Below are 21618 nucleotides of genomic sequence, written 5' to 3' on the forward strand. Positions count from 1 at the left end.
GGTCAGGCTTCTCGGGACAAGCGTTCAACCGCATCAACCACGTCCTGTACGGTACGCACGGCTTTAAACTCTTCCGGCTTTATTTTCTTGCTGGTCTTCTTTTGCAGGTGGACGATCATATCGACGGCGTCAATGCTGTCCAGCTCGAGGTCTTCGTACAGACGCGCTTCCGGGCGGATCTCCTGCGGGTCGATTTCAAACAGCTTAACCAGAAGCGCCGAGACTTCTGCATAAATATCATGTGATTCAGTCATGGGGGGTGCCTCAGGTACGTTGAGCGTGGATGAACGCGGCCAGGGTCGCGACGGAGTAGAAGTGCTGGCGCATCTCGTCACTTTCGGCGGAAAGCGCCACGCCGTAGCGGTTTTTCACCGCCAGCCCCAGTTCCAGGGCGTCAATGGAGTCGAGGCCGAGACCGTCGCCAAAGAGCGCCGCGTCGGCGTCGATGTCGTCAGCCGACAGCTCTTCCAGATTCAACGTGTTGATGATGAGATTTTTCAGTTCAAGATAGAGCGCTTGCATCATTAATTCCTGAAGTAGGCGTAGTACCTGATTGTAATTGAAGCAAAATATGCCGATTTAGCTGTCTTGCTGCCAGCGACGGTTCTTGTGAGTTTTCGTCGTAGAACTGGGCGATCTGCACCCGCTCGCCTACCTCGATGGTAAACAGGGGTCGGGTTGCCGGCGCATCGTACCATTTACTGTTTTTGCCCAGCATATGTTCGCTGCAGCGAATGACCACTACGCGCAAATCGCTGGCGCAGCGCACGGCAATATTGGCCGCGCCGCGCTGAAGGACCATGGGTTCACCCGGCAGGGTGCGGGTTCCCTCCGGGAAAATTAAGATGGTATCGCCCTGCTGCAGGCGCTGCCGGCTGGCGGGCAGTAGCGCATCGGCCTGATCGTTAATTAAATAGTCCGCCGCGCGGATCACGCCGCTGACGAACGGGTTTTTTAGCAGGGCGCTTTTTACCAGGCAGTCGGTCTCGGGCATGATCGAAGCCAGCATCACGTAGTCGATAAGGCTGGGATGGTTAGCCACCACCAGGCATCCGCGCTCCTGGCGCAGGAGCTCGGCGCCCAGGATCCGGTAATCCAGCACCCCGACGGCTTTGACCACCGTTAAGAAGAGGCGAAAGCTGGCCGAGATGCTGCGTCGCGCCAGACGACGGCGGCGAGATTTATCTCTGACCGCCACCAGCAGCAGGTTAAACCAGACTAAGGACAGCAGCAGCCCGCCAAGGCCGAAAAGCGCGAAGCAGACGCCGGTCATCAGCCCGCGCCAGGCGCGATTTATGCGTGACGGCAGGCCGTTCATGAGCGGCTCCACTGCCACTGCAGGCGCTCGCCGGTGAGGGTAAAGGCCGGGCTCTCCTGCAGATAGTGGCGTAAAAACTGCAGACTCTGCGGCAGCTCCGCCTCTTCACCCGGCGCGGCGCGCTGCGTCGAGCAGCGCCACTCTTCGCCCGCTTCGATAACCAGCGCGAGCGCGTAGGGCCAGGTCGGCATTGTGGGGGGAAGATACGGGTGATAAAACTCCGGGAGATGGCCGTCGAAATCAACCATCAGCACACGCTGATAGCCCGCCTGCAGCAGGCACATGGCTTCGCACAGCCCCTGCTGGAAGGTATCCCGCCCGGCGGAGAGTGAAGAGGAGACGATCGGCATTTGGGCGGCAATGGTCAGGTTACCGACCGCTGAATTATGCACGGAGAGCGCGAAGTCGGTCGGGGAGAGCGCCTGTTCCGTTGCCAGCGCGTGCAGGATGCGGTAGTTGCGTTCAAGCTCGCCGTGGCGGCTGGTGTAGAGGACGGCATCGATGCGATGGCGGCGCAGCATCGCCAGCCCGCACTCAACGGCAAGCCGGCTGCCGGAGCTGAGTCGTCTGGCGGTCATCATCGGTAATTCGCTCAGCTTTGCCTGAGGCGCCGTCGGATCGATGGCGTGCGAAAGCCGTGACCACTGCTGCCACTGTGTCGTTTCGCTTAGTCCTGGGGCTCTGCCCTGCCAGTCAATTATGTTTAGTGCAAATTTCATCAACGCGAGTCCGCGGTAAATCGGTGATTCCGGTAGCGTTTTTTAACGCCACCTTGTTATTTTTCTGCTGGCCTGCCAATACAGTATGACCGACGCCAGGTTATCGGGCGCGCCGCAGCCCGCATTATTTGCCGATCGATTTCGCGTATTTTCGATATTTTCGTGCATCAGTGCAATTTATTGTGGCAAATCTAAGAGCACGAACCGAATATTTTCATCGTTCCGGCCGCGGCCTGACGCGCATTGTCTGCAGCGACCACCACATATCATACAGGGTGGTTCGCGAATACATAGGATAATGCCGAATCAAACGGCGGTTCGGCATATCCCGCGGGCCTTCAGGCGATTGCCGGCTGGCGTTAGCGGGATGATGCCGATATAGCGCCGGGCGCTATATTCCTCTTTAGGGGTAAGAAAACGACCTGCCCCTAATCACTTCATGCCGGAGCGCGGAGAGCGAACGCTTACAGCGCGCTTCCCGCAGACAAATTAACCTGGATGTCTTTATCTAAATTATGTACCCAGCGGTTATAGTTTTTATGGATTTCACCGCCGGAGGCCATCAGGTTGAGGCTGCTGACGTAACGAATAGAATAACCGGTCGCGGAATAGTTAATTTGCACTTCAGCAACGTGATCGCGCGCCTGCTGGCGGGCTTTGATAATACCCGGCGCCGTTTCTGACATTATCCACTGGCGCTGTACGCCGGCTCGGAAAATAGCGTTTTTTACCTGCGCATCGGTATGGCCGGCGCTGACCGTTGTCTGAATTTGTTCGATGGGCGCCGTACGGGCGCAGCCTGCCAATGTCCCGATAACGGCAATAGCCGCCAGCCACTTAACAACCTTTTTCATGAACGCTTCCTGTCGAATTATGGGTATATGATGAGATGCCCAATGCTAAGAATAATTAATATCAGTCTCACCGGGCCGGAATTATGTCTCAGGTAAATATCTCGCACGTTTTCCGTTTTGACGTCAGGCGAGAAGGGTTTTCATCATAAAGCATAGATCGCGAGGTCACCAGCGACAATGCGTAATGATGATGGATTTCAGACGCTTAAAATTTACTTTGATAGCCTAAAATTCACAAAAATTATACAATCCTCGCTATTCTTCATCATCAAATTAATCAGTCGGCTTATTCAGTCATATCATTCTCATCATTTAATAATAAGCAAATTATTACCCGGCTATATAATGGGGATATTATATCCCCGGCTGCCGGGCGCCGCGGGAATTCTGTTTTATTTCGCCGATTTAAGCCGTGAATGACGTAAAGCAATATTCAGTTCTGGTAGCTGTTTTTCACCGGACGACGTGGTAATGGGGAAAAACCGAGTGGGGTACATTCGCTGAACCTGAATGCCGGAACCGGCGCCTGGCGGACTTCGCGTCAGGCGGCAGGTCGGCCTGGAGCGATGTTTAATTTTGCCCGCGGCTGACAATCGCTCTGCCGCCGGGCGGTGGCCAAAAAAAAGCCCCCGGTGGCGACACCGGAGGCCATAACCTCTGACCGCGAATTACTGAATGGTCAGGGTATTGATGATGTTTTCCGCCGCAGTCTGCGCCTGCTGCTGGTTGTCCGCCGGTAGAGTGATCTGCAGGGTCAGCAGCTTATCATCCACCTTGCCGAGAAGAACCGAAGACCAGGCGGTCTGTCCTTTGGCGGAGATGATGCTGTCCAGCTGCTGCAGCGTGTGGCCTTTGATCTCAACGGATTTATTGGTCACGACCTGCAGCTGCGGATCGCGGCTGCGCTGCTGCTCTTCCAGACGCTGGGCCAGTACAGGCAGCTCTTCAGTGGTGCTGTCGCCCACAATCACGATCACCGCTTTCTGACCTGTGACATCAGAATAGACGTGCATGTTGTTGGCCTGAGTACCCAGCTTCCCGCTCTGGTCAGTCATCCCTGCGGGCAGGGAGAAGCTCAGCTTGCCGTCCAGCAGGCTTACGGTTTGTCCGCTGGCGTTGCTTTCAGCCGCAGCCCCTTCGGTTGGCGCTTTTGAATCACTGTTATCACAGGCCGCAAGGCCCACAACCAGCAGGCCAATACCGACATATTTAACCAAATTGCGCATTGACATCTTCCTTTCGATAAACGGCCATTAACGGCTCATTCGCTTATCTTATCACATCAGTCTGCGAGTACTCTTAACCTGGCTGCAATGCTGACAAATCAGATTTATCCGCCATTTTTTTCAGCAGCATATTCAACAACATGCCATACATCGGCAGGAAGAATACGATGCTAATCAGGACCTTGAAGCAGTAGTCAACGATGGCGATTTCTCCCCAGTGGGCCGCCATAAACGGGTCCGGGCTGCGCCAGAAGGCGATAAAGAAAAAGGCCAGCGTGTCGCTGACGTTGCCAAACAGCGTCGAGGCGGTGGGCGCCAGCCACCAGCGGCGGTTTTGACGCAGGCGGTTAAAGACGTGGACGTCGAGGATCTGCCCCAGCGCATAGGCCATAAAGCTGGCGGCCGCGATACGCGCCACGAACAGGTTGAAGTGCGTCAGTGCGGCAAAGCCCTGCCATTCGCCCATATAAAACAGCGCGGAGACACCATAGGAGATCAGCAGCGCCGGGACCATCACCGCGAGGATGATGCGTCGCGCCAGCGGTGCGCCAAAAATGCGTACCGTCAGATCGGTGGCGAGGAAGATAAACGGAAAGCTGAACGCGCCCCAGGTGGTATGGAAACCAAAAATGGAGATCGGTAGCTGCACCAGATAGTTACTGGAGGTGATCACCAGCAAATGGAATAGCGATAGCCAGACCAGCGCTTTTTTACGCTGTACGGTAGTAAAGGGATTCATATTGTGACCTTTTTATGCCCGTTATCCTTCAGGCTGCAGAGGCGTCGCCGCTTTTCTACAACATGAATGAGTGAGGGACTGAAATTTGGGGTGAGGGAACCCAATTAAAAACGGCTGCATGATACTGCGTTGAGAGCGTAATGCAACGGTTGTTTTTCGCGCAAACGTTAACCTGGCTTGCGTCGCGTGCGGGTGGCGGTAAACTAGGGCCGTTTTGTTGACGTGAGATGAACATGAGCGAACTTTTTTCCAGTCCTGACCACACTTTGGATGCACAGGGGCTGCGCTGCCCCGAGCCGGTAATGATGGTGCGCAAGGCCGTGCGTACGATGCCGGTGGGCGAGACGCTGCTGATTATCGCCGACGATCCGGCGACAACCCGCGATATTCCCGGCTTTTGTCGCTTTATGGAGCATGAGCTGGTGGCGCAGGAGATTAGCGCCCTGCCGTACCGCTATTTGATTCGTAAAAACCACTGAACTCCCCGCTAAGCGCTGTGCCAACGGGGAGCGCGTCCGCTACTTCTGGCGTAGCAGCCGCAGGGCGTTGACGGTGACCAGCACCGTGGCGCCGGTATCCGCCAGCACCGCCAGCCAAAGTCCGGTCAGGCCGAGCAGCGTGGTTATCAGGAAAATCCCCTTCAGTCCCAGCGCAATCGCAATGTTCTGCCGGATGTTGGCATGGGTGGCGCGAGCCAGCGAAATCATCTGCGCCAGGCCGGTTAAGCGGTTATGGGTTAACGCCGCGTCGGCGGTCTCCAGCGCCACGTCGGTGCCGCTGCCCATCGCAATGCCGATGGTGGCCGCCTTCATGGCCGGCGCGTCGTTGATGCCGTCGCCGACCATCGCCAGCGGCGCTTCGGCGTTGAGCGCCATCACCGCCGTGACCTTATCGGCAGGCAGCAGCCCGGCGCGGAATGCCAGCCCCAGCTCGTCGGCGATGGCCGCCGCCGCGCGCGGGTTATCTCCGGTGAGGATCACCCCCTGCACGCCGAGCTGACGCAGATCTTCAACCGCCTGGCGGGCGTCGTCGCGCAGGGTATCGCGCAGCGCCAGAATGCCAAGCAGGATATCCTCACGCAGCACCAGCACCACCGTTTGGCCGGCGCTCTCCAGCCGCTGGATCTGCTCTTCGTACGCCGCCGCCGCCCCTTTACCTGCCGCGCAAATTAACACCCGGCGGCCGGCAACGTCGGCTTCGATGCCGGAACCGGCCAGCGCGCGCTGGGCGCTGGCGGCGGGGATATTCAGCCCCCGCTGCTGCGCTTCGCGGACGATGGCCTGGGCCAGCGGATGGCTGGAGCCTTGCTCCACCGCAGCGGCCAGCGCCAGCAGGTCGTTCTCATCGATGTCGGCGGTGACGATCGCTGCGCTCACGCGCGGCTGGCCGACGGTCAGGGTGCCGGTTTTATCAAAGGCGACCTGGCGAACCTGGCCCAGCTGTTCAAGCGCGGCGCCGCCTTTAATCAGCGCGCCGCGACGGGCCGCGACCGCCAGCCCGGAGGTGATCGCCGCCGGGGTGGAAATCACCAGCGCACACGGGCAGCCGATCAGCAGCAGCGTCAGCCCCTTGTAAATCCACGGCAGCCAGGCGCCGGCAAAAAGCAGCGGCGGTACGACGGCTACCAGCAGGGCAACGAGCATAATGGCCGGGGTATAAATGCGGCTAAAGCGATCGATAAAGCGCTCGATGGGCGCCCGGCGCTCTTCGGCCTCCTCAATCAGCTTGAGAATACGATCGATAGCGCTGTCGCCGGGTTCGGAGATGACCGTCAGCTGAACCAGACGGTCGACGCTGGTTGCGCCTGCCGCCACGCGTTGGCCGGCGTTGCGTTCCACCGGGACGGATTCGCCGGTTAACGCGCTCTCATCGAAGCTGGCAAACGGCGTCATCAGCTGACCATCGGCGGGCAGGCGTCCGCCGGCGGCGACCTCAATCAGATCCCCGGGGCGCAGGTCGCGCTGGGCGACGGTTTCCCGCACGCCGTCGCGGACTCGCGTGGCGTTATCGGGCTTGAGGGCCATGAGCGCGCTAACGCCCTGGCGAGCGCGGCTGGCGGCCCAGCCTTCAAGGCGTTCGCCGATCAGGAACAGCAGCAGCACCATCGCGGCTTCGGCGGTGGCGCCGATAAACAGCGCCCCGATGGCGGCGACGCTCATTAGCGTTTCAATGGCAAACCAGCTGCCGCTTCTCATCAAACGCACCGCCTGGCGCGCGACCGGCCACAGGCCTACGAGGGTGGTGGCAACGAAGGCCAGCTCGCCGAAAGGATGGTTAAACTGCTCCAGCCCCCAGCTCAGCGCCATCATCAGCACCAGGACTATCAGCGGCAGATTCTCCCGTAGCCGGGAGGTTTCCTGCTGCGGAGTATCTTCATCGCGCAGGGTATAGCCCGCCGAGCGCACCGCGCTTTCCACCTGCGGGCGGATATCGCTCCCGGCGTTAACCAGCAGCTTTTCCGTGGCAAACAGCACCTGTACCTGGCTGACGCCAGGCACCTGGCGTACGGCGTTCTCGACCTTGCGGGCGCAGGCGGCGCAGTCCATGCCATCGATTAACCAGCTGTAGCGTGCGGTTTCCAGGGTTTCTTCGCGGGCTTGCGCCGCGCAGGAGGAGTCCGTACAGCAGCTGTCAGGCTGTGCGGCTGCGGGTTTTAATTTGAATGACGAGAACTGTGGGACTTTTTTATCCTGAGCTTCTGGAGTCGACATGGGACCCTCCGGGTAATGATAATTTTCTCATTGCCCAGAGGATACACTCTGGAGTCGACTCCAGAGTCAAGCGCTAAATTAGAGGTACAGCGCGCGCACGATCAGGAAGTGTCCGGCGAAGTAGAAGGCAGCGGCAATCGCGTTATCGGCGCGGAAGCGGCGGCGATAGTGGCTGACCAGCCAGACAATATTCCCCAGCAGCAAAAAGGCGGCGCCGATAAAGCCGGAGAGGGCGGTATCGGTCGGGCGCACGAACCACAGCTCGCCCGCCAGCCAGACCATCACCAGCGTCATGCCGATAAAGGTGAATACCGGCAGGCGCATCTCTTCCAGCCGGGTCCAGATAACCGCCAGCAGCAGCGCGCCAACGGCCAGCAGCACCAGCGGCAGCGGCCAGAAAAATGACAGCGTCATCTGGCTGGCAAACCAGATGGTATAGAGCAGGTGCGAAAGGAAAAAGGCGCCGACGGCGTACATCACCCGCTGGCGCGGCAGCAGCGTCAGCGCGTCGCCGATCAGTGAGGCGCACAGGCCGGCCAGCACCAGATAGCTGATGGCGTTGAACATCGGCGCCTGCCAGGCAAGCAGCAGCAGCAGAATGAGTGTAACGGGTTTAAACAACCAACGTTGCCACGTTGGCCCACGATAGGACGCATCGACGTAAAGCCATGCGGAAAAACAGACAGCAATAAACGACCAAAGCATAGTGAGTCCCTGTATCTGTTATCGCTATACCCGCCGCCTTACAGGCCGTAACCCGAAATGCATAGGGTATAAGTAGTTGTACTGACGGTACTAATGTTCAGTGTAGTGGCTCGGGAGGGCAGATGACAACGTTAATCAAGGCGCGGTATGCTGATTCCTGAGAATTCCTGGGGGTAAGATGAATGAGTAAGATCCCGCTGTTTTTTATTATCGTCGTGGCCATCATTGTGGTGGCGGCATCGGTTCGCTATGCGCAGCAGCGACGGGAAGGCAGGGACAACGACGCCGCGCCGCTGCTGCAAAGACAGGTGGTGGTGAGCAACAAGCGGGAAAGAGTGATTAACGATCGCCGCTCGCGCCAGCAAACCGTCGCTCCGGCCGGCAGCGAGATGCGCTATGACGTCAGCTTCAGGCCGGAAAGCGGCGGGCTCGAAGTCAGCTTTCGTCTCGAAGAGGCGCAGTATCATGCGCTTAGCGTTGGCGACAGGGGAATGCTGAGCTACAGAGGCTCAAGGTTCGTCGCGTTTACGCCAGATCCTTGAGCCTGCTGCGTCCGGCTATGCTACGCGCCGTGCGGCGCGGCAGCGAGCCGGGCGCCATCACTTCTTACGCAGCGTGGCCTTGAGCTTTTTCTGCCAGGCAACCAGCTCGAATACGCCGAAGACAAAAATACGCACCTGCTCGAAGCGGCCCAGCGGCGGCGCATCTTTCGGCTGAGTGGCCTTCAGCAGCGTCAGCTGCAGGCCGTGCATCAGGATCATAAAGATAAGCGCAACGTTGACGAAAATGTTCAGCGGCTTAGGGAAAGGCTGAAACAGGTTTAAGAGCAAAAAGGCCCATACGCACAGCATCAGTACCCGGCCCAGATTAATCAGCATTCTTTTCTCCTTGTGCCTCTCGTTGATAGAGGCGGTAGGCGACCTGTCCGGCCACTTTCTCACGATACAGGTGCCAGCCTGCCGGTACCGGCGGTAGCCCATTTTCGACTTCACTTTCGACGTAGATCAGCGCCTCGTCGGCGAGCCAGCCGTTATTCTCCAGCAGCCGCAGCGTCTCTTCCAGCAGCCCTTTACGGAAAGGCGGGTCGACGAACGCTATCTGGTGCGGCGTGCCGGGCTGATTAAGCCAGGTCAGGGTATTGGTGTTGACCACCGTGCCGTTGCCGGCTTTGAGGGTCGCCAGGTTTTTCTGCAGCTGCTGGGCAACGCCGCGCTCCATCTCCAGCAGCGTGGTGCTGCCCGCGTAGCGGGAGAGCGCTTCCAGGCCCAGCGCGCCGCTGCCGGCAAAGCAGTCCAGGCAGCGCGCGTCGACCATAGACGGCGCCAGCCAGTTAAAAAGGGTTTCACGGACCCGGTCGGTGGTCGGGCGCAGGCCCGGGCTCTCCGGCACCGGTAATTTCCGGCCCCGCCACTGTCCGCCGATAATGCGGATCTGGCCGCTGCCTGCGTGGTTTGGTTTCTTCATCTCTTTGCTCAAGTCTCAACTTCCAGCCTGCTATTCTAGCGATCGAAGGCGGATGACGAAACCTTAATCCGGGGGCGGTGATGCGCGTTAAGTTAAGTGATAGACTATCCGACTAATTTCATTATTTTTCAGCTTCCGCGACAGATATGCCGAAGCTGTGCCATGAATAATCAGCGAGGAGTGTAGTCGCAAATGGCGAAAGAGAAAAAACGTGGCTTCTTTTCCTGGCTGGGCTTTGGACAAAAAGAGCAGGCGCAGGAAACAGAAGTTGAACAAAAAGTAGAAGGGCTGCAGGAAGCTGCGGAGCAGGTTCCTGCCGAACAAGCGCCGGCTGAGATCGTCGTGGCGCCTGAAGCCGAAGCGGATCGCGCCCCGGCGCAGGAGAAAGCGGACCCGGAGGCCTTTGCCGCTGACGTCGTTGAGGTCACCGAACAGGTTGTCGAAAGCGAGCAGCCGCAGCCGGTTGCAGAAACCGCCGTGGAAGAGGCGGTTCAGCCAGCGGTAGCGATAGACGCTGTGTCGACCGTTGACGAAGCGAAAGACGCCGCAGTAGAAGAACTCGCCGCTGAGCCGGCCGTCGTTGAGCCGCAAGCGCGACAAGCCGTAATCGACGAAACGCCGGTGGAAGCGCCGCTGGTTGAAGAGGTGATTGCCGAGCCGGCGGTCGCCGAAGCGCTTGCTGAACAAGAGCCGGAAGAGATTATCGCCCAGCCGCAGGCCGCCGTGGTGGACGATGCGCTGATTGAGGCCGAGCCCGCGCTGTCTGACGATGAGTTGGAAGCCCAGGCGCTGGCGGCGGAAGCTGAGGATGAGGTCGAGCCGCAGGAAGCCGCTCAGATCGAGCAGGAGAAGCCGACGAAAGAGGGTTTCTTCGCCCGACTCAAGCGCAGCCTGGTTAAAACGAAACAAAACCTCGGTTCCGGATTTATCAGTCTGTTCCGCGGCAAAAAAATAGATGATGATCTCTTCGAAGAGCTGGAAGAGCAGCTGCTGATCGCCGACGTGGGCGTGGAAACGACGCGTAAGATTATTACCCATCTTACCGACGTCGCCAGCCGCAAGCAGCTCCGCGATGCCGAAGCGCTGTATGGCCTGCTGAAAGAGGAGATGGGCGATATTCTGGCTAAGGTTGACCAGCCGCTGAACGTTGAAGGGAAAACGCCGTTTGTTATTCTGATGGTTGGCGTCAACGGCGTGGGTAAAACCACGACCATCGGCAAGCTGGCGCGTCAGTTTGAGCAGCAGGGCAAGTCGGTCATGCTGGCCGCGGGGGATACCTTCCGCGCCGCGGCGGTAGAGCAACTGCAGGTTTGGGGTCAGCGGAATAATATCCCGGTGATTGCGCAGCATACCGGCGCGGATTCGGCTTCGGTTATTTTCGACGCCATTCAGGCCGCAAAGGCGCGCAACGTTGACGTCCTGATTGCCGATACCGCGGGCCGTCTGCAGAATAAATCGCACCTGATGGAAGAGCTGAAGAAAATCGTCCGCGTGATGAAGAAGCTCGACGAAGATGCCCCGCATGAAGTGATGCTGACAATTGATGCCAGCACCGGGCAGAACGCGATTAGCCAGGCCAAACTGTTCCATGAGGCCGTTGGCCTGACCGGCATCACGCTGACTAAGCTGGACGGTACCGCGAAAGGTGGGGTTATCTTCTCGGTTGCTGACCAGTTCAGTATTCCGATTCGCTATATTGGCGTTGGTGAACGTATTGAGGATCTGCGTCCGTTTAACGCGGGCGACTTTATTGAGGCACTTTTTGCCCGAGAGGATTAATCATGATTCGCTTTGAACAAGTCAGCAAAGCCTATCTCGGTGGGAGACAAGCGCTGCAGGGGGTGAACTTCCACCTGCAGTCGGGCGAGATGGCGTTCCTGACCGGCCACTCCGGCGCGGGGAAAAGTACCCTGCTCAAGCTTATCTGCGGCATCGAGCGGCCGAGCGCCGGCAAAATTTTGTTCGGCGGCCACGATATTAGCCGCCTGAAGAGCCGTGAGGTGCCGTTTTTGCGCCGCCAGATCGGCATGATTTTCCAGGATCACCATCTGCTGATGGATCGCACCGTGTTTGATAACGTGGCGATCCCGCTGATTATTGCCGGCGCCAGCGGGGATGATATCCGCCGCCGAGTGTCGGCGGCGCTGGATAAAGTCGGGCTGCTGGACAAAGCGAAAAATCTTCCTATCCAACTCTCCGGCGGTGAGCAGCAGCGCGTGGGCATCGCGCGTGCGGTGGTGAACAAGCCGGCGGTGCTGCTGGCGGATGAACCGACCGGTAACCTCGACGAGGCGCTCTCGGAGGGGATTTTACGACTGTTTGAAGAGTTTAATCGCGTAGGGGTCACGGTTCTTATGGCGACGCACGACCTGGGGCTGATCTCCAGTCGTTCGTATCGCATGCTGACCCTGAGCGACGGGCATATGCACGGAGGCCACTGGGGTGAATAAGCGCGACGCAATAAACCACATTCGCCAGTTTGGTAGCCGATTTGACCGCATCCGCAATGCCGCAGGGGCAGGCGGCGGGCGCAATGCGCCGAAGCGGCCAAAAGCGGCGCCGAATCCGGCTTCTCGTAAAAGCAACGTTTTCAATGAGCAGGTGCGCTACGCCTGGCACGGTGCGGTTCAGGATCTGAAAAGCACGCCGCTGGCCACTTTCCTGACCATCATGGTCATCGCCATTTCGCTGACGCTGCCGAGCGTGTGCTACATGGTGTACAAAAACGTTAACAGCGCGGCGTCGCAGTACTATCCATCGCCGCAGATCACCGTCTACCTGGAGAAGACGCTGGACGATGACGCCGCGGCACGGGTGGTCGGGCAGCTGCAGGCGGAGCAGGGCGTGGAGAAGGTCAACTATCTGTCGCGGGATGAAGCCTTAGGCGAGTTCCGCAACTGGTCTGGCTTTGGCGGCGCGCTGGATATGCTGGAAGAGAACCCGCTGCCGGCGGTGGCGATTGTCGTGCCGAAGCTGGATTTCCAGGGGACCGACTCGCTCAACACCCTGCGCGATCGGATTAAGCATATTCAGGGCATCGATGAAGTCCGCATGGATGACAGCTGGTTTGCGCGCCTCTCTTCGCTGACCGGGCTGGTTGGCCGCGTCTCGGCGCTGATTGGCGTGCTGATGGTGGCCGCCGTGTTCCTGGTGATCGGCAACAGCGTGCGCCTGAGCATCTTTGCCCGCCGCGATACCATCAACGTGCAGAAGCTGATTGGGGCGACCGACGGTTTTATCCTGCGTCCGTTCCTCTACGGCGGCGCGCTGCTGGGCTTCTGCGGCGCATTTTTATCGCTGATCCTGTCGGAGATTATGGTGATGCGCCTGTCATCAGCGGTAACGGAAGTGGCGAAGGTATTCGGTACCCAGTTTGAGCTCAGCGGCCTGGGCTTCGATGAGTGTCTGCTGATGCTGATCGTCTGCTCGATGATCGGCTGGGTTGCGGCCTGGCTGGCGACGGTGCAACATTTACGTCACTTTACTCCCGATTAAAAATTTTCTGGTATAATCTTTCCCTGCACTGACTGAATGTCTCTCTGCAGGGAAAGAGTCCCTGTTGTCTCTTCCCTACGCTTCATCTCCATGTCACATTTTGTGCGTAATGTATTCACGCCGTTGCATGGAACTTGTGGATAAAATCACTGTCTGATACTAATGTGGGTGATATTCTCGTTGCTCATAAACGCTGGCATGATTGTTGCCCGGTAGTCTAAGCGGGAACTGTCGCGCCAGACGATATCGATTGAGAGGATTTGAATGACCAAAGATATGCAAACTTTAGCCTTAGCCCCCGTTGGTAACCTGGAATCCTACATCCGGGCTGCGAACACATGGCCGATGTTATCGGCCGATGAAGAGCGGGAGCTTGCTGAAAAGCTGCATTACCAGGGCGATCTGGAAGCAGCGAAAAGGCTGATCCTGTCTCACCTGCGCTTTGTTGTTCATATTGCTCGTAACTACTCGGGCTATGGCCTGCCGCAGGCGGACCTGATTCAGGAAGGCAACATTGGCCTGATGAAAGCCGTGCGCCGTTTTAATCCCGAAGTCGGCGTGCGCCTGGTCTCCTTTGCCGTGCACTGGATTAAGGCCGAAATTCACGAATACGTTCTGCGTAACTGGCGTATTGTGAAGGTCGCGACCACCAAAGCCCAGCGTAAGCTGTTCTTTAACCTGCGTAAAACCAAGCAGCGTCTGGGTTGGTTTAACCAGGATGAAGTCGAAATGGTTGCCCGCGAGCTGGGCGTATCAAGCAAAGACGTGCGTGAGATGGAATCGCGTATGGCGGCGCAGGATATGACCTTCGACATGTCGTCGGACGACGAGTCCGATAGCCAGCCGATGGCTCCGGTGCTCTATCTGCAGGATAAAACGTCTAACTTTGCCGACGGCATTGAAGATGATAACTGGGAAGAGCAGGCGGCAAACAAGCTGACCGACGCGATGCAGGGCCTGGACGAGCGTAGCCAGGATATCATCCGCGCCCGCTGGCTGGACGAAGACAACAAGTCCACGCTGCAGGAGCTGGCGGATCGCTACGGCGTTTCGGCTGAGCGTGTACGCCAGCTGGAAAAAAACGCGATGAAGAAACTGCGTATGGCTATCGAAGCATAACGCGACCGCGTGAACACCCGCCTCTTCGCAGGCACCTGATAACGCCCCACATTACGTTGGGGCGTTTTGTTTTTCTGCGCCTTCTCCGTTAGCCAGTACCTCGGGACATAACGTCTGCAGGCACTCCAGCAGGACCTGGAAGGCTGGCTCCATTTGCGTCTCTGGCAGGCTGGCAAACCCCATCAACAATCCTTTTTTACGCCGGGCCGTCAGGTAGTAGCGCGACAGCGGGCGCACCAGAATATGCCGGGCATTGGCCATTTTGGCGATCGCCACGTCATCTGCCTCGTCCGGCAGATTGAGGATCAGATGCAGGCCGGCATTATCGCTGAAATCTGATAGCGCCTGCGGGTTGCAGTAGCGTTGGATGAGTTCCGTCAGGCAGGCGCGGCGGCGGCTGTAAAGCAGGCGCATGCGGCGAATATGGGCGGAGTAGTGACCGGCATTAATAAACTCCGCCAGCGCCATTTGAATTAACGAATGGCCGCCGCGATAGAGCTCGGCATGGGCGTTTTTAAGATCGCCAATCAACGGCCGCGGCAGCACCACATAGCCCAGCCGTAGCCCGGGATAGAGGGTCTTACTGAAGGTGCCGATGTAGACCACCGGCGCATCGGCGACCAGTCCCTGCAGCGCCGGGATTGGCTGGCCGGAAAAGCGAAACTCGCTGTCGTAATCGTCTTCGACGATCCAACTGCCGTGCTGACGAGCCAGTGCCAGCAAGCGCTGACGGCGCGCCAGCGTCATCACCGCCCCCAGCGGATACTGATGCGACGGGGTGACAAAAATCAGGTGCGGCGCCTCCTCAACCGTCTCCGGAGGGCACAAGCCGTTGGCATCAACGGTAACCGGCTCGATCCGCACATCATTCATCCCCAGCACGTGGCGTATCCCCCAGTAGGATGGCTCTTCCACCCAGGCCAGATCGCCGCTGTCACAAAGCATGCGCGTCACCAGGTCAATTGCCTGGTGGATCCCTTCGGTAATAAGAATTTGATCTGCCTGGCAATGCACGCCCCGGGATACTCTGAGGTATTCGACGAGGGCCTGCTGCAATTCCGGTGTGCCACCATTGCAGCTGTAGCTCAATCGCTCAGGCTTCGGGCGGCGGCTGATGCGGGCCTGAATCTTGCTGAACAGCGGATGGGGAAAGGCGTTGACGTCCGGCACGCCGGGGATAAAAGCTCCCCACTGGCGCGGGCTGGCGCTGACGTGCGTGAGCAAACGCTGGCCGCGGCGGGATAGGTAGGGAGTCGGTGCCGGGGTGCTGCTGTTTACATCGGTTTTATCAGCAGAATGCGAGGCATCATGGCCTATTTTTGCGACAAATGTACCGCTTCCCCGGCGGGAGATGACATATCCTTCCGCCAGAAGTTGTTCATAAGTTGTTAATATGGTGTTTCTTGAAACGCCGAGTTCCCCGGCCAGATCTCGCGAGGGCGGCAGGCGGCTGTGGGGAGGTAAAGATCCGTCCATAATCGAGCGGCGGACCGCGTTATATAAGCGTTTATGCAGGAGTGGGTCTGACTCTTCCTGCAATCTGACCAGCACCAGGTCGCCGACGAGTGAACGCAATTGGATCCCTCAGATAATCTAAATTGGTACTCGATTATAGGGCCAACTCCTGTGTAAATAAACGACATAGTTTCGAAATTGTTGCGATAACGTGACACACATGACAGGAGATTCGAGGGTGAAAAGTTCAGAACTGAATCAACGTCGCCAGCAGGCGACGCCGCGCGGCGTAGGCGTAATGTGCAACTACTTTGTTGAGAAAGCAGAGAACGCCACGCTGTGGGATGTGGAAGGCAACGAGGTGATCGATTTTGCTGCCGGTATTGCCGTGCTCAACACCGGCCATCGTCACCCGAAAATCGTTGAGGCCGTCGCACAGCAGCTGCAGGCTTTTACCCACACCGCGTATCAGATTGTCCCGTACGAAAGCTACGTCTCTCTGGCCGAGCGTATTAACGAGCTGGCACCGATCGATGGCCCGGCAAAAACCGCGTTCTTCACCACCGGCGCCGAAGCCGTAGAAAACGCGGTGAAGATTGCCCGCGCCTACACTGGTCGCCCGGGGCTGATCACCTTCGGTGGCGGTTTCCACGGTCGTACCTTTATGACCATGGCGCTGACCGGCAAGGTCGCACCGTACAAAATCGGTTTCGGGCCGTTCCCGGGGTCGGTGTATCACGGGGTCTACCCGAATGCCGCCCACGGAATTACCACGGCTGACGCCATGAAGAGCCTGGAGCGCATCTTTAAAGCCGATATTGGCCCGGACCAGGTGGCAGCGATTGTCCTTGAGCCGATTCAGGGCGAAGGCGGGTTTAACGTTGCACCGCCAGAGTTTATGCAGGCGCTGCGTGCGCTCTGTGATACCCACGGCATTCTGCTGATTGCCGATGAGGTGCAAACGGGCTTTGCGCGCACCGGCAAGCTGTTTGCCATGCAGCATTACGATGTGAAACCGGACCTGATGACGATGGCGAAAAGCCTCGCCGGCGGTTTCCCACTCTCTGGCGTCGTTGGCCGTGCCGACGTAATGGATGCGCCAGCGCCGGGTGGACTTGGCGGCACCTATGCCGGTAACCCACTGGCGGTGGCGGCGGCCCATGCGGTCCTCGATGTGATTGACGAAGAGCAGCTGTGCCAGCGCGCGGAGCAACTCGGCAGCCATCTGAAAGAGGTGCTGCAGCAGGCGCGTCAGCATTGCCCGGCGATTGTTGATATTCGTGGTCAAGGGTCGATGGTGGCCGTGGAGTTTAACGATCCGCAGACCGGCGAACCGTCACCAGAGTTTACCCGCCAGATCCAACAGAAAGCCCAGGAAAATGGTCTGCTGCTGCTGAGCTGCGGCATCTATGGCAACGTGATTCGTTTCCTGTACCCGTTAACTATTCCAGATGCGCAGTTTACTAAAGCGCTGGATATTCTGGCGCGCATCCTCAAGGGATAACACGCCACACGCCTGTGCGGCGGCAGGGAAGCCGAATAAAACAGGATGCCGCATAGGGTTTTCGTACTCAGCGTGAGTGGTTTATACCCGTCATACTTCAAGTTGCTTGGGTGTTGGCTGCACCCGTTCACCCCAGTCACTTACTTGAGTAAGTGACTGGGGATTTACGGCCTTGCCGCCTACAAGCAACTCGAATAATTTTCGGTTTATCACCCTGATATCACCTTTTTTCCGGCGGCGTAGATCGACGGAATAAAACGGAAAATATTATGTCTGAAAATTCCACCTTTTCCTCGGTTCTGACGAACCGGGAACGTACTGCTGTACCTGCAAAATCCCTCAGCTTCGTTGAAGGGGTGTCGATGATCGTCGGGACCAACATCGGTGCCGGGGTATTGTCCATCGCCTATGCCTCCAGTAAGGCCGGTTTTCTACCGTTGTTGTTCTGGCTGATCATCGTCGGCAGCCTGACCACCATTACCATGCTTTATGTCGCCGAATCGACCCTGCGTACCCGCAAGCATTTGCAGCTTAGCGGACTGTCGCACCGCTATGTCGGGCGCTTCGGGGCGTTGATGATGTTCCTGTCCGTGTGCGTGAACAGCGTCGGCGCGTTGACCGCCTATATGACCGGCAGCGGCAAGCTGCTGCATTCGCTGTTCGGCATCTCCCCGGCGCTCGGCAGCGTGCTGTTTTTTATCCCGGCGGCAGGCGTGCTCTATTTGGGGCTGAAAGCGATTGGTCGCGGCGAGAAGTTTATTAGTATCGGCATGGTGGTGATGATTGCCGTGCTGGTTGCCGCTACCTTGCTCAAGGATACAGCTCAGGTCAGCTATCTGCTCGACGGTAACTGGCTGTACATGGTGCCGGTGTTCAACGTTGTCGCCTTCTGTTTCTCGGCGCAATATATTGTCCCGGAAATGGCCCGTGGCTTCGCCGATAAACCGGAGAAGCTGCCAAAGGCCATTATGGTCGGGATGGGGCTGACCTTTGTTCTGCTGGCGCTGGTTCCGCTGTCGGTGATTGTGCTCAACGGCCTGGATAATATTTCCGATGTCGCGACCATCGCCTGGGGACGGGCACTCGGTGAGTGGGCCTTTTTCTCTGCCAACCTGTTTGCTCTATGCGCCATGCTGACTTCCTACTGGGGCCTGGGGGGCAGTTTCCTGACCAATATTTTCGACCAGTTCCGCCTCGGGAACGACGAACAGCCGCTTAAACGCCTGATGGTGCTGGTGGTTGTTGCGGTTCCGCCATTTGTTCTGGCCTACAGCGGGATGGTGTCGTTTGTGAATGCGCTCTATTTCGCTGGGGTGTTTAGCGGGGTGATTTTATCCATCATGCCGATTCTGATGCTCAAAGGCGCTCGCCAGCGTGGGGATATTACCCCGGGCTGGGTGTGTCCGGCGGCGATAACCCATCCGCTTATCCAGACCTTCATTGTGTTGCTGTATCTTTGTAGCGCCGTTTACGCAATTGCTTCCGCTTTGGGCTACCTGCCCGCCGGTTGGTAATCTGGCGTCTTGACTCCACCGCGTCCGGTTGATCCTGGCGCGGTTTTTTATTTGTCACTTATCTGTTACATAACCCACAATTTTGTCATTTCAAATTCTCCTGAATGACGGTATGTTTAGCATAGTGTGCTGCAAAAGCGCAGGCGGCAGACCTTAAAATAGGCGTCATATGCTTTTCTTATGATTAATATCAGAATAATGCGCTAACAAACAACATCACAACAAATGCAAAAACCATAATAATGGGGAGCCTCAGGATGAACATGAAGGGTAAAGCGTTACTGGCAGGATGTATCGCCTTGATTATGAGCAATGCCGCGCTGGCAGAAGACATCAAAATTGCCGTGGTTGGCGCGATGTCTGGTCCGGTAGCGCAGTATGGCGACCAGGAGTTTACCGGTGCCGAGCAGGCGGTTGCCGATATCAACGCCAAAGGCGGGATCAAAGGCAATAAGCTGCAGATTGTTAAGTATGATGACGCTTGCGACCCGAAACAGGCGGTAGCGGTTGCCAACAAAGTGGTCAACGATGGCATTAAGTACGTTATCGGCCACTTATGCTCTTCTTCTACCCAGCCAGCATCCGATATCTATGAAGACGAAGGCATTCTGATGATTACGCCAGCGGCGACGGCTCCGGAGCTGACCGCGCGTGGTTATAAAATGATTCTGCGTACCACCGGCCTGGATTCTGACCAGGGTCCGACGGCAGCAAAATATATTATCGAGAAAGTGAAGCCGCAGCGCATCGCTATCGTTCACGACAAGCAGCAGTATGGTGAAGGCCTGGCCCGTGCGGTACAGGATGGCCTGAAGAAAGGCGGCGCGAACATCGTCTTCTTCGACGGTATCACCGCCGGTGAGAAAGACTTCTCCACGCTGGTTGCGCGTCTGAAGAAAGAAAATATCGACTTCGTTTACTACGGTGGCTACCACCCGGAAATGGGCCAGATTCTGCGCCAGTCACGTGCCGCAGGCCTGAAAACGCAGTTTATGGGTCCGGAAGGCGTGGCTAACGTTTCTCTGTCTAACATAGCCGGTGAGTCCGCTGAAGGCATGCTGGTAACGAAGCCGAAGAACTACGATCAGGTACCGGCGAACAAACCGATTGTTGACGCGATTAAAGCCAAAAAACAGGATCCGAGCGGCGCGTTCGTCTGGACCACCTATGCGGCAATCCAGTCGCTGGACGCTGGCCTGAATCAGTCTGAAGACCCGGCAGAAATCGCGAAATACCTGAAGGCAAACTCTGTTGATACCGTGATGGGGCCGCTGTCATGGGATGCGAAGGGCGACCTGAAAGGCTTCGAGTTCGGCGTGTTTACCTGGCACGCGGATGGCACCGCCACCGACGCCAAATAATTTAACCTTCGCCTTTCACGCTACAGGTGTGTTGGCTGCGCTCCTCAACCCCGGTCACTTACTCGTGTAAGCTCCGGGGATTTCGAAGCTTGCCGCCTGCCTGTAGCATGACATTCTCGGTTAAATAAGCTGGCCGCCTTTCACGCGACAGGTGTGTTGGCTGCGCTCCTCAACCCCGGTCACTTACTCGTGTAAGCTCCGGGGATTTCGAAGCTTGCCGCCTGCCTGTAGCATGACATTCTCGGTTAAATAAGCTGGCCGCCTTTCACGCGACAGGTGCGTTGGCTGCGCTCCTCAACCCCGGTCACTTACTGATGTAAGCTCCCGGGGATAACCGGGAGGCTGGTTTACGCTTTCCCCGGTGGCGCTGCGCTTACCGGGCTACAATGACATTCTCGGTTAAATAAGCTGGCCACCTTTCACGAGACAGGTGCGTTGGCTGCGCTCCTCAACCCCGGTCACATTACTGATGTAAGCTCTCGGGGATAACCGGGAGGCTGGTTTACGCTTTCCCCGGTGGCGCTGCGCTTACCGGGCTACAATGACATTCTCGGTTAAATAAGCTGGCCGCCTTTCACGCGACAGGTGCGTTGGCTGCGCTCCTCAACCCCGGTCACATTACTGATGTAAGCTCTCGGGGATAACCGGGAGGCTGGTTTACGCTTTCCCCGGTGGCGCTGCGCTTACCGGGCTACAGGTGTCTGCTTGTGGTAGCCCGGATAAGGCGCGATGCGCCGCCATCCGGGATGTTTTTAACGTTTTTCCCAGCCGTCCTGCTGTGCGCTAAAGCCCAGCGCCTGCATAAATGCCGACATCACCGTCTTGTCCTCTACGCCGGCTGCGTTGACCCGCCAGCGGCCGATCTCCGGGTTATCTTGCAGGATCTCTTCCACTAAATACTGCCCGACGCCGCGTCGACGGGTGACTTCGCGTACGCAGAGCGCGCTGAGCTCGCCTGCATCGCCACTTAACGTCACACGCACGGCGGCCAGCAGGCGCTCGTTAAAGCGGGCGGCGTAAATAGCGTGGCTTTCATCCACGGGGATCCCGGCCAGATCGCGTGACGGCCAGATTTTCCCTAAATCGATGCGATCCTGATCGCTGAAGTGCGTTAAACGAATAATGGTCAGTTTCATGCGCGGCAAGTCCAGTCAAAACGGATGCGTCAGTGTACCTAAAATGACTGCCCGGCGGAGCGCTGTTTTTTGCGCATTCATCAGGCGATTCGTTTTCCTGTCGAATGCAGGGTAGCGCAATGCGTTATGGATCGAAAAATAAGCAGGATTTTAACCTAAAGTGCAGCGTTTTATTCCGCCATAAGTATCGTTATTTTATGCTGAAAACGGGACTTTTTTTGTTTATCTTCGCGTGAATACAGAATATTATCTTTGCTTAATCGCCTGAAAAATAGAGATTTTAATCTGGTTTTCGGCA

Annotated in this window: 22 protein-coding genes; 9 read left to right on the forward strand and 13 right to left on the reverse strand. The window is 57.5% G+C overall.

Annotation, left to right across the window (positions count from 1 at the left end):
• Positions 1 to 2 precede the first annotated feature (2 nt).
• The 7 genes from GVK32_RS01230 to GVK32_RS01260 form a co-directional block, all read right to left on the reverse strand.
• Positions 3 to 254 carry an acyl carrier protein gene (locus GVK32_RS01230; RefSeq protein WP_045853985.1) on the reverse strand — a complete coding sequence of 84 codons (252 nt, stop codon included), beginning with the start codon at positions 252 to 254 and terminating at the stop codon, positions 3 to 5.
• Positions 255 to 264: 10 nt separating this feature from the next.
• Positions 265 to 522 (reverse strand): phosphopantetheine-binding protein, encoded by a 258-nt coding sequence (locus tag GVK32_RS01235; RefSeq protein ID WP_159864374.1) that lies wholly within the window; start codon positions 520 to 522, stop codon positions 265 to 267.
• On the reverse strand, positions 503 to 1318 hold the full coding sequence (locus tag GVK32_RS01240) for a 1-acyl-sn-glycerol-3-phosphate acyltransferase (RefSeq protein ID WP_123709695.1): 816 nt from the start codon (positions 1316 to 1318) through the stop codon (positions 503 to 505). The genes GVK32_RS01235 and GVK32_RS01240 overlap by 20 nt, the downstream gene beginning before the upstream one ends.
• On the reverse strand, positions 1315 to 2037 hold the full coding sequence (locus tag GVK32_RS01245) for a beta-ketoacyl synthase chain length factor (protein ID WP_159864377.1): 723 nt from the start codon (positions 2035 to 2037) through the stop codon (positions 1315 to 1317). The genes GVK32_RS01240 and GVK32_RS01245 overlap by 4 nt, the downstream gene beginning before the upstream one ends.
• A 464-nt stretch (positions 2038 to 2501) precedes the next feature.
• Positions 2502 to 2891 carry a lipoprotein gene (locus GVK32_RS01250; RefSeq protein ID WP_159864380.1) on the reverse strand — a complete coding sequence of 130 codons (390 nt, stop codon included), beginning with the start codon at positions 2889 to 2891 and terminating at the stop codon, positions 2502 to 2504.
• A gap of 668 nt (positions 2892 to 3559) precedes the next feature.
• Positions 3560 to 4117: a DcrB family lipoprotein gene (locus GVK32_RS01255; RefSeq protein ID WP_045853989.1), complete on the reverse strand. Its 558-nt coding sequence runs from the start codon at positions 4115 to 4117 to the stop codon at positions 3560 to 3562.
• A gap of 73 nt (positions 4118 to 4190) precedes the next feature.
• Complete coding sequence (locus tag GVK32_RS01260; RefSeq protein ID WP_041143064.1) at positions 4191 to 4856, reverse strand: 7-cyano-7-deazaguanine/7-aminomethyl-7-deazaguanine transporter; 666 nt, start codon at positions 4854 to 4856, stop codon at positions 4191 to 4193.
• A gap of 233 nt (positions 4857 to 5089) precedes the next feature.
• Between GVK32_RS01260 and tusA the strand changes: the two genes are divergently transcribed.
• Positions 5090 to 5335, forward strand: a complete 246-nt coding sequence (gene tusA / locus GVK32_RS01265; RefSeq protein WP_041147480.1) for a sulfurtransferase TusA — start codon at positions 5090 to 5092, stop codon at positions 5333 to 5335.
• A 39-nt stretch (positions 5336 to 5374) separates the two neighbouring features.
• Here tusA and zntA read toward each other — a convergent pair whose 3' ends face one another.
• The gene (gene zntA / locus GVK32_RS01270; protein ID WP_159864383.1) at positions 5375 to 7567 is read right to left on the reverse strand and encodes a Zn(II)/Cd(II)/Pb(II) translocating P-type ATPase ZntA; all 2193 of its coding nucleotides are present in this window, start codon (positions 7565 to 7567) and stop codon (positions 5375 to 5377) included.
• A gap of 78 nt (positions 7568 to 7645) precedes the next feature.
• Positions 7646 to 8272: a lysoplasmalogenase gene (locus GVK32_RS01275; protein WP_159864386.1), complete on the reverse strand. Its 627-nt coding sequence runs from the start codon at positions 8270 to 8272 to the stop codon at positions 7646 to 7648.
• 191 nt (positions 8273 to 8463) lie between these two features.
• On the opposite strand from GVK32_RS01275, the gene GVK32_RS01280 reads away from it, so the two are divergent.
• On the forward strand, positions 8464 to 8814 hold the full coding sequence (locus GVK32_RS01280) for a DUF2500 domain-containing protein (RefSeq protein ID WP_200842818.1): 351 nt from the start codon (positions 8464 to 8466) through the stop codon (positions 8812 to 8814).
• A 57-nt stretch (positions 8815 to 8871) separates the two neighbouring features.
• On the opposite strand, the gene GVK32_RS01285 is transcribed toward GVK32_RS01280, so the two are convergent.
• Together GVK32_RS01285 and rsmD are read right to left on the reverse strand one after the other, a co-directional pair.
• Entirely contained in the window at positions 8872 to 9150 is a 279-nt protein-coding gene (locus tag GVK32_RS01285) for a DUF1145 family protein (protein WP_041143060.1), read from the reverse strand.
• Positions 9140 to 9736, reverse strand: coding sequence for a 16S rRNA (guanine(966)-N(2))-methyltransferase (rsmD, locus tag GVK32_RS01290; RefSeq protein ID WP_159864391.1), 597 nt, complete (start codon positions 9734 to 9736; stop codon positions 9140 to 9142). Before rsmD ends, GVK32_RS01285 begins: the two co-directional genes overlap by 11 nt.
• A 192-nt stretch (positions 9737 to 9928) precedes the next feature.
• Between rsmD and ftsY the strand changes: the two genes are divergently transcribed.
• The 4 genes from ftsY (at position 9929) to rpoH (ending at position 14350) form a co-directional block, all read left to right on the forward strand.
• On the forward strand, positions 9929 to 11515 hold the full coding sequence (gene ftsY, locus GVK32_RS01295) for a signal recognition particle-docking protein FtsY (RefSeq protein ID WP_159864394.1): 1587 nt from the start codon (positions 9929 to 9931) through the stop codon (positions 11513 to 11515).
• A gap of 2 nt (positions 11516 to 11517) precedes the next feature.
• Positions 11518 to 12186, forward strand: a complete 669-nt coding sequence (ftsE, locus tag GVK32_RS01300; RefSeq protein WP_004868565.1) for a cell division ATP-binding protein FtsE — start codon at positions 11518 to 11520, stop codon at positions 12184 to 12186.
• Positions 12179 to 13231, forward strand: a complete 1053-nt coding sequence (gene ftsX, locus GVK32_RS01305) for a permease-like cell division protein FtsX (protein WP_045853997.1) — start codon at positions 12179 to 12181, stop codon at positions 13229 to 13231. The genes ftsE and ftsX overlap by 8 nt, the downstream gene beginning before the upstream one ends.
• Positions 13232 to 13495: 264 nt before the next feature.
• Positions 13496 to 14350, forward strand: coding sequence for an RNA polymerase sigma factor RpoH (gene rpoH / locus GVK32_RS01310; protein WP_123757280.1), 855 nt, complete (start codon positions 13496 to 13498; stop codon positions 14348 to 14350).
• A 51-nt stretch (positions 14351 to 14401) separates the two neighbouring features.
• Here rpoH and GVK32_RS01315 read toward each other — a convergent pair whose 3' ends face one another.
• Complete coding sequence (locus GVK32_RS01315; RefSeq protein ID WP_159864397.1) at positions 14402 to 15925, reverse strand: PLP-dependent aminotransferase family protein; 1524 nt, start codon at positions 15923 to 15925, stop codon at positions 14402 to 14404.
• A 118-nt stretch (positions 15926 to 16043) separates the two neighbouring features.
• On the opposite strand from GVK32_RS01315, the gene GVK32_RS01320 reads away from it, so the two are divergent.
• The 3 genes from GVK32_RS01320 to livJ all read left to right on the forward strand — a co-directional run bounded on the left by GVK32_RS01320 (position 16044) and on the right by livJ (position 20184).
• Positions 16044 to 17309 (forward strand): 4-aminobutyrate--2-oxoglutarate transaminase, encoded by a 1266-nt coding sequence (locus GVK32_RS01320; RefSeq protein ID WP_123757282.1) that lies wholly within the window; start codon positions 16044 to 16046, stop codon positions 17307 to 17309.
• A 269-nt stretch (positions 17310 to 17578) separates the two neighbouring features.
• Entirely contained in the window at positions 17579 to 18823 is a 1245-nt protein-coding gene (locus tag GVK32_RS01325; RefSeq protein WP_159864400.1) for an aromatic amino acid transport family protein, read from the forward strand.
• A gap of 257 nt (positions 18824 to 19080) precedes the next feature.
• Positions 19081 to 20184 carry a branched chain amino acid ABC transporter substrate-binding protein LivJ gene (gene livJ, locus GVK32_RS01330; protein ID WP_159864403.1) on the forward strand — a complete coding sequence of 368 codons (1104 nt, stop codon included), beginning with the start codon at positions 19081 to 19083 and terminating at the stop codon, positions 20182 to 20184.
• A 752-nt stretch (positions 20185 to 20936) separates the two neighbouring features.
• Here the strand turns inward: livJ and panM are convergent.
• Positions 20937 to 21320 (reverse strand): aspartate 1-decarboxylase autocleavage activator PanM, encoded by a 384-nt coding sequence (panM, locus tag GVK32_RS01335; protein ID WP_159864406.1) that lies wholly within the window; start codon positions 21318 to 21320, stop codon positions 20937 to 20939.
• Positions 21321 to 21618 lie beyond the last annotated feature (298 nt).

Source organism: Klebsiella sp. 18074 (genome assembly GCF_902705905.1).
In the GTDB taxonomy this organism is placed as follows: domain Bacteria; phylum Pseudomonadota; class Gammaproteobacteria; order Enterobacterales; family Enterobacteriaceae; genus Klebsiella; species Klebsiella terrigena.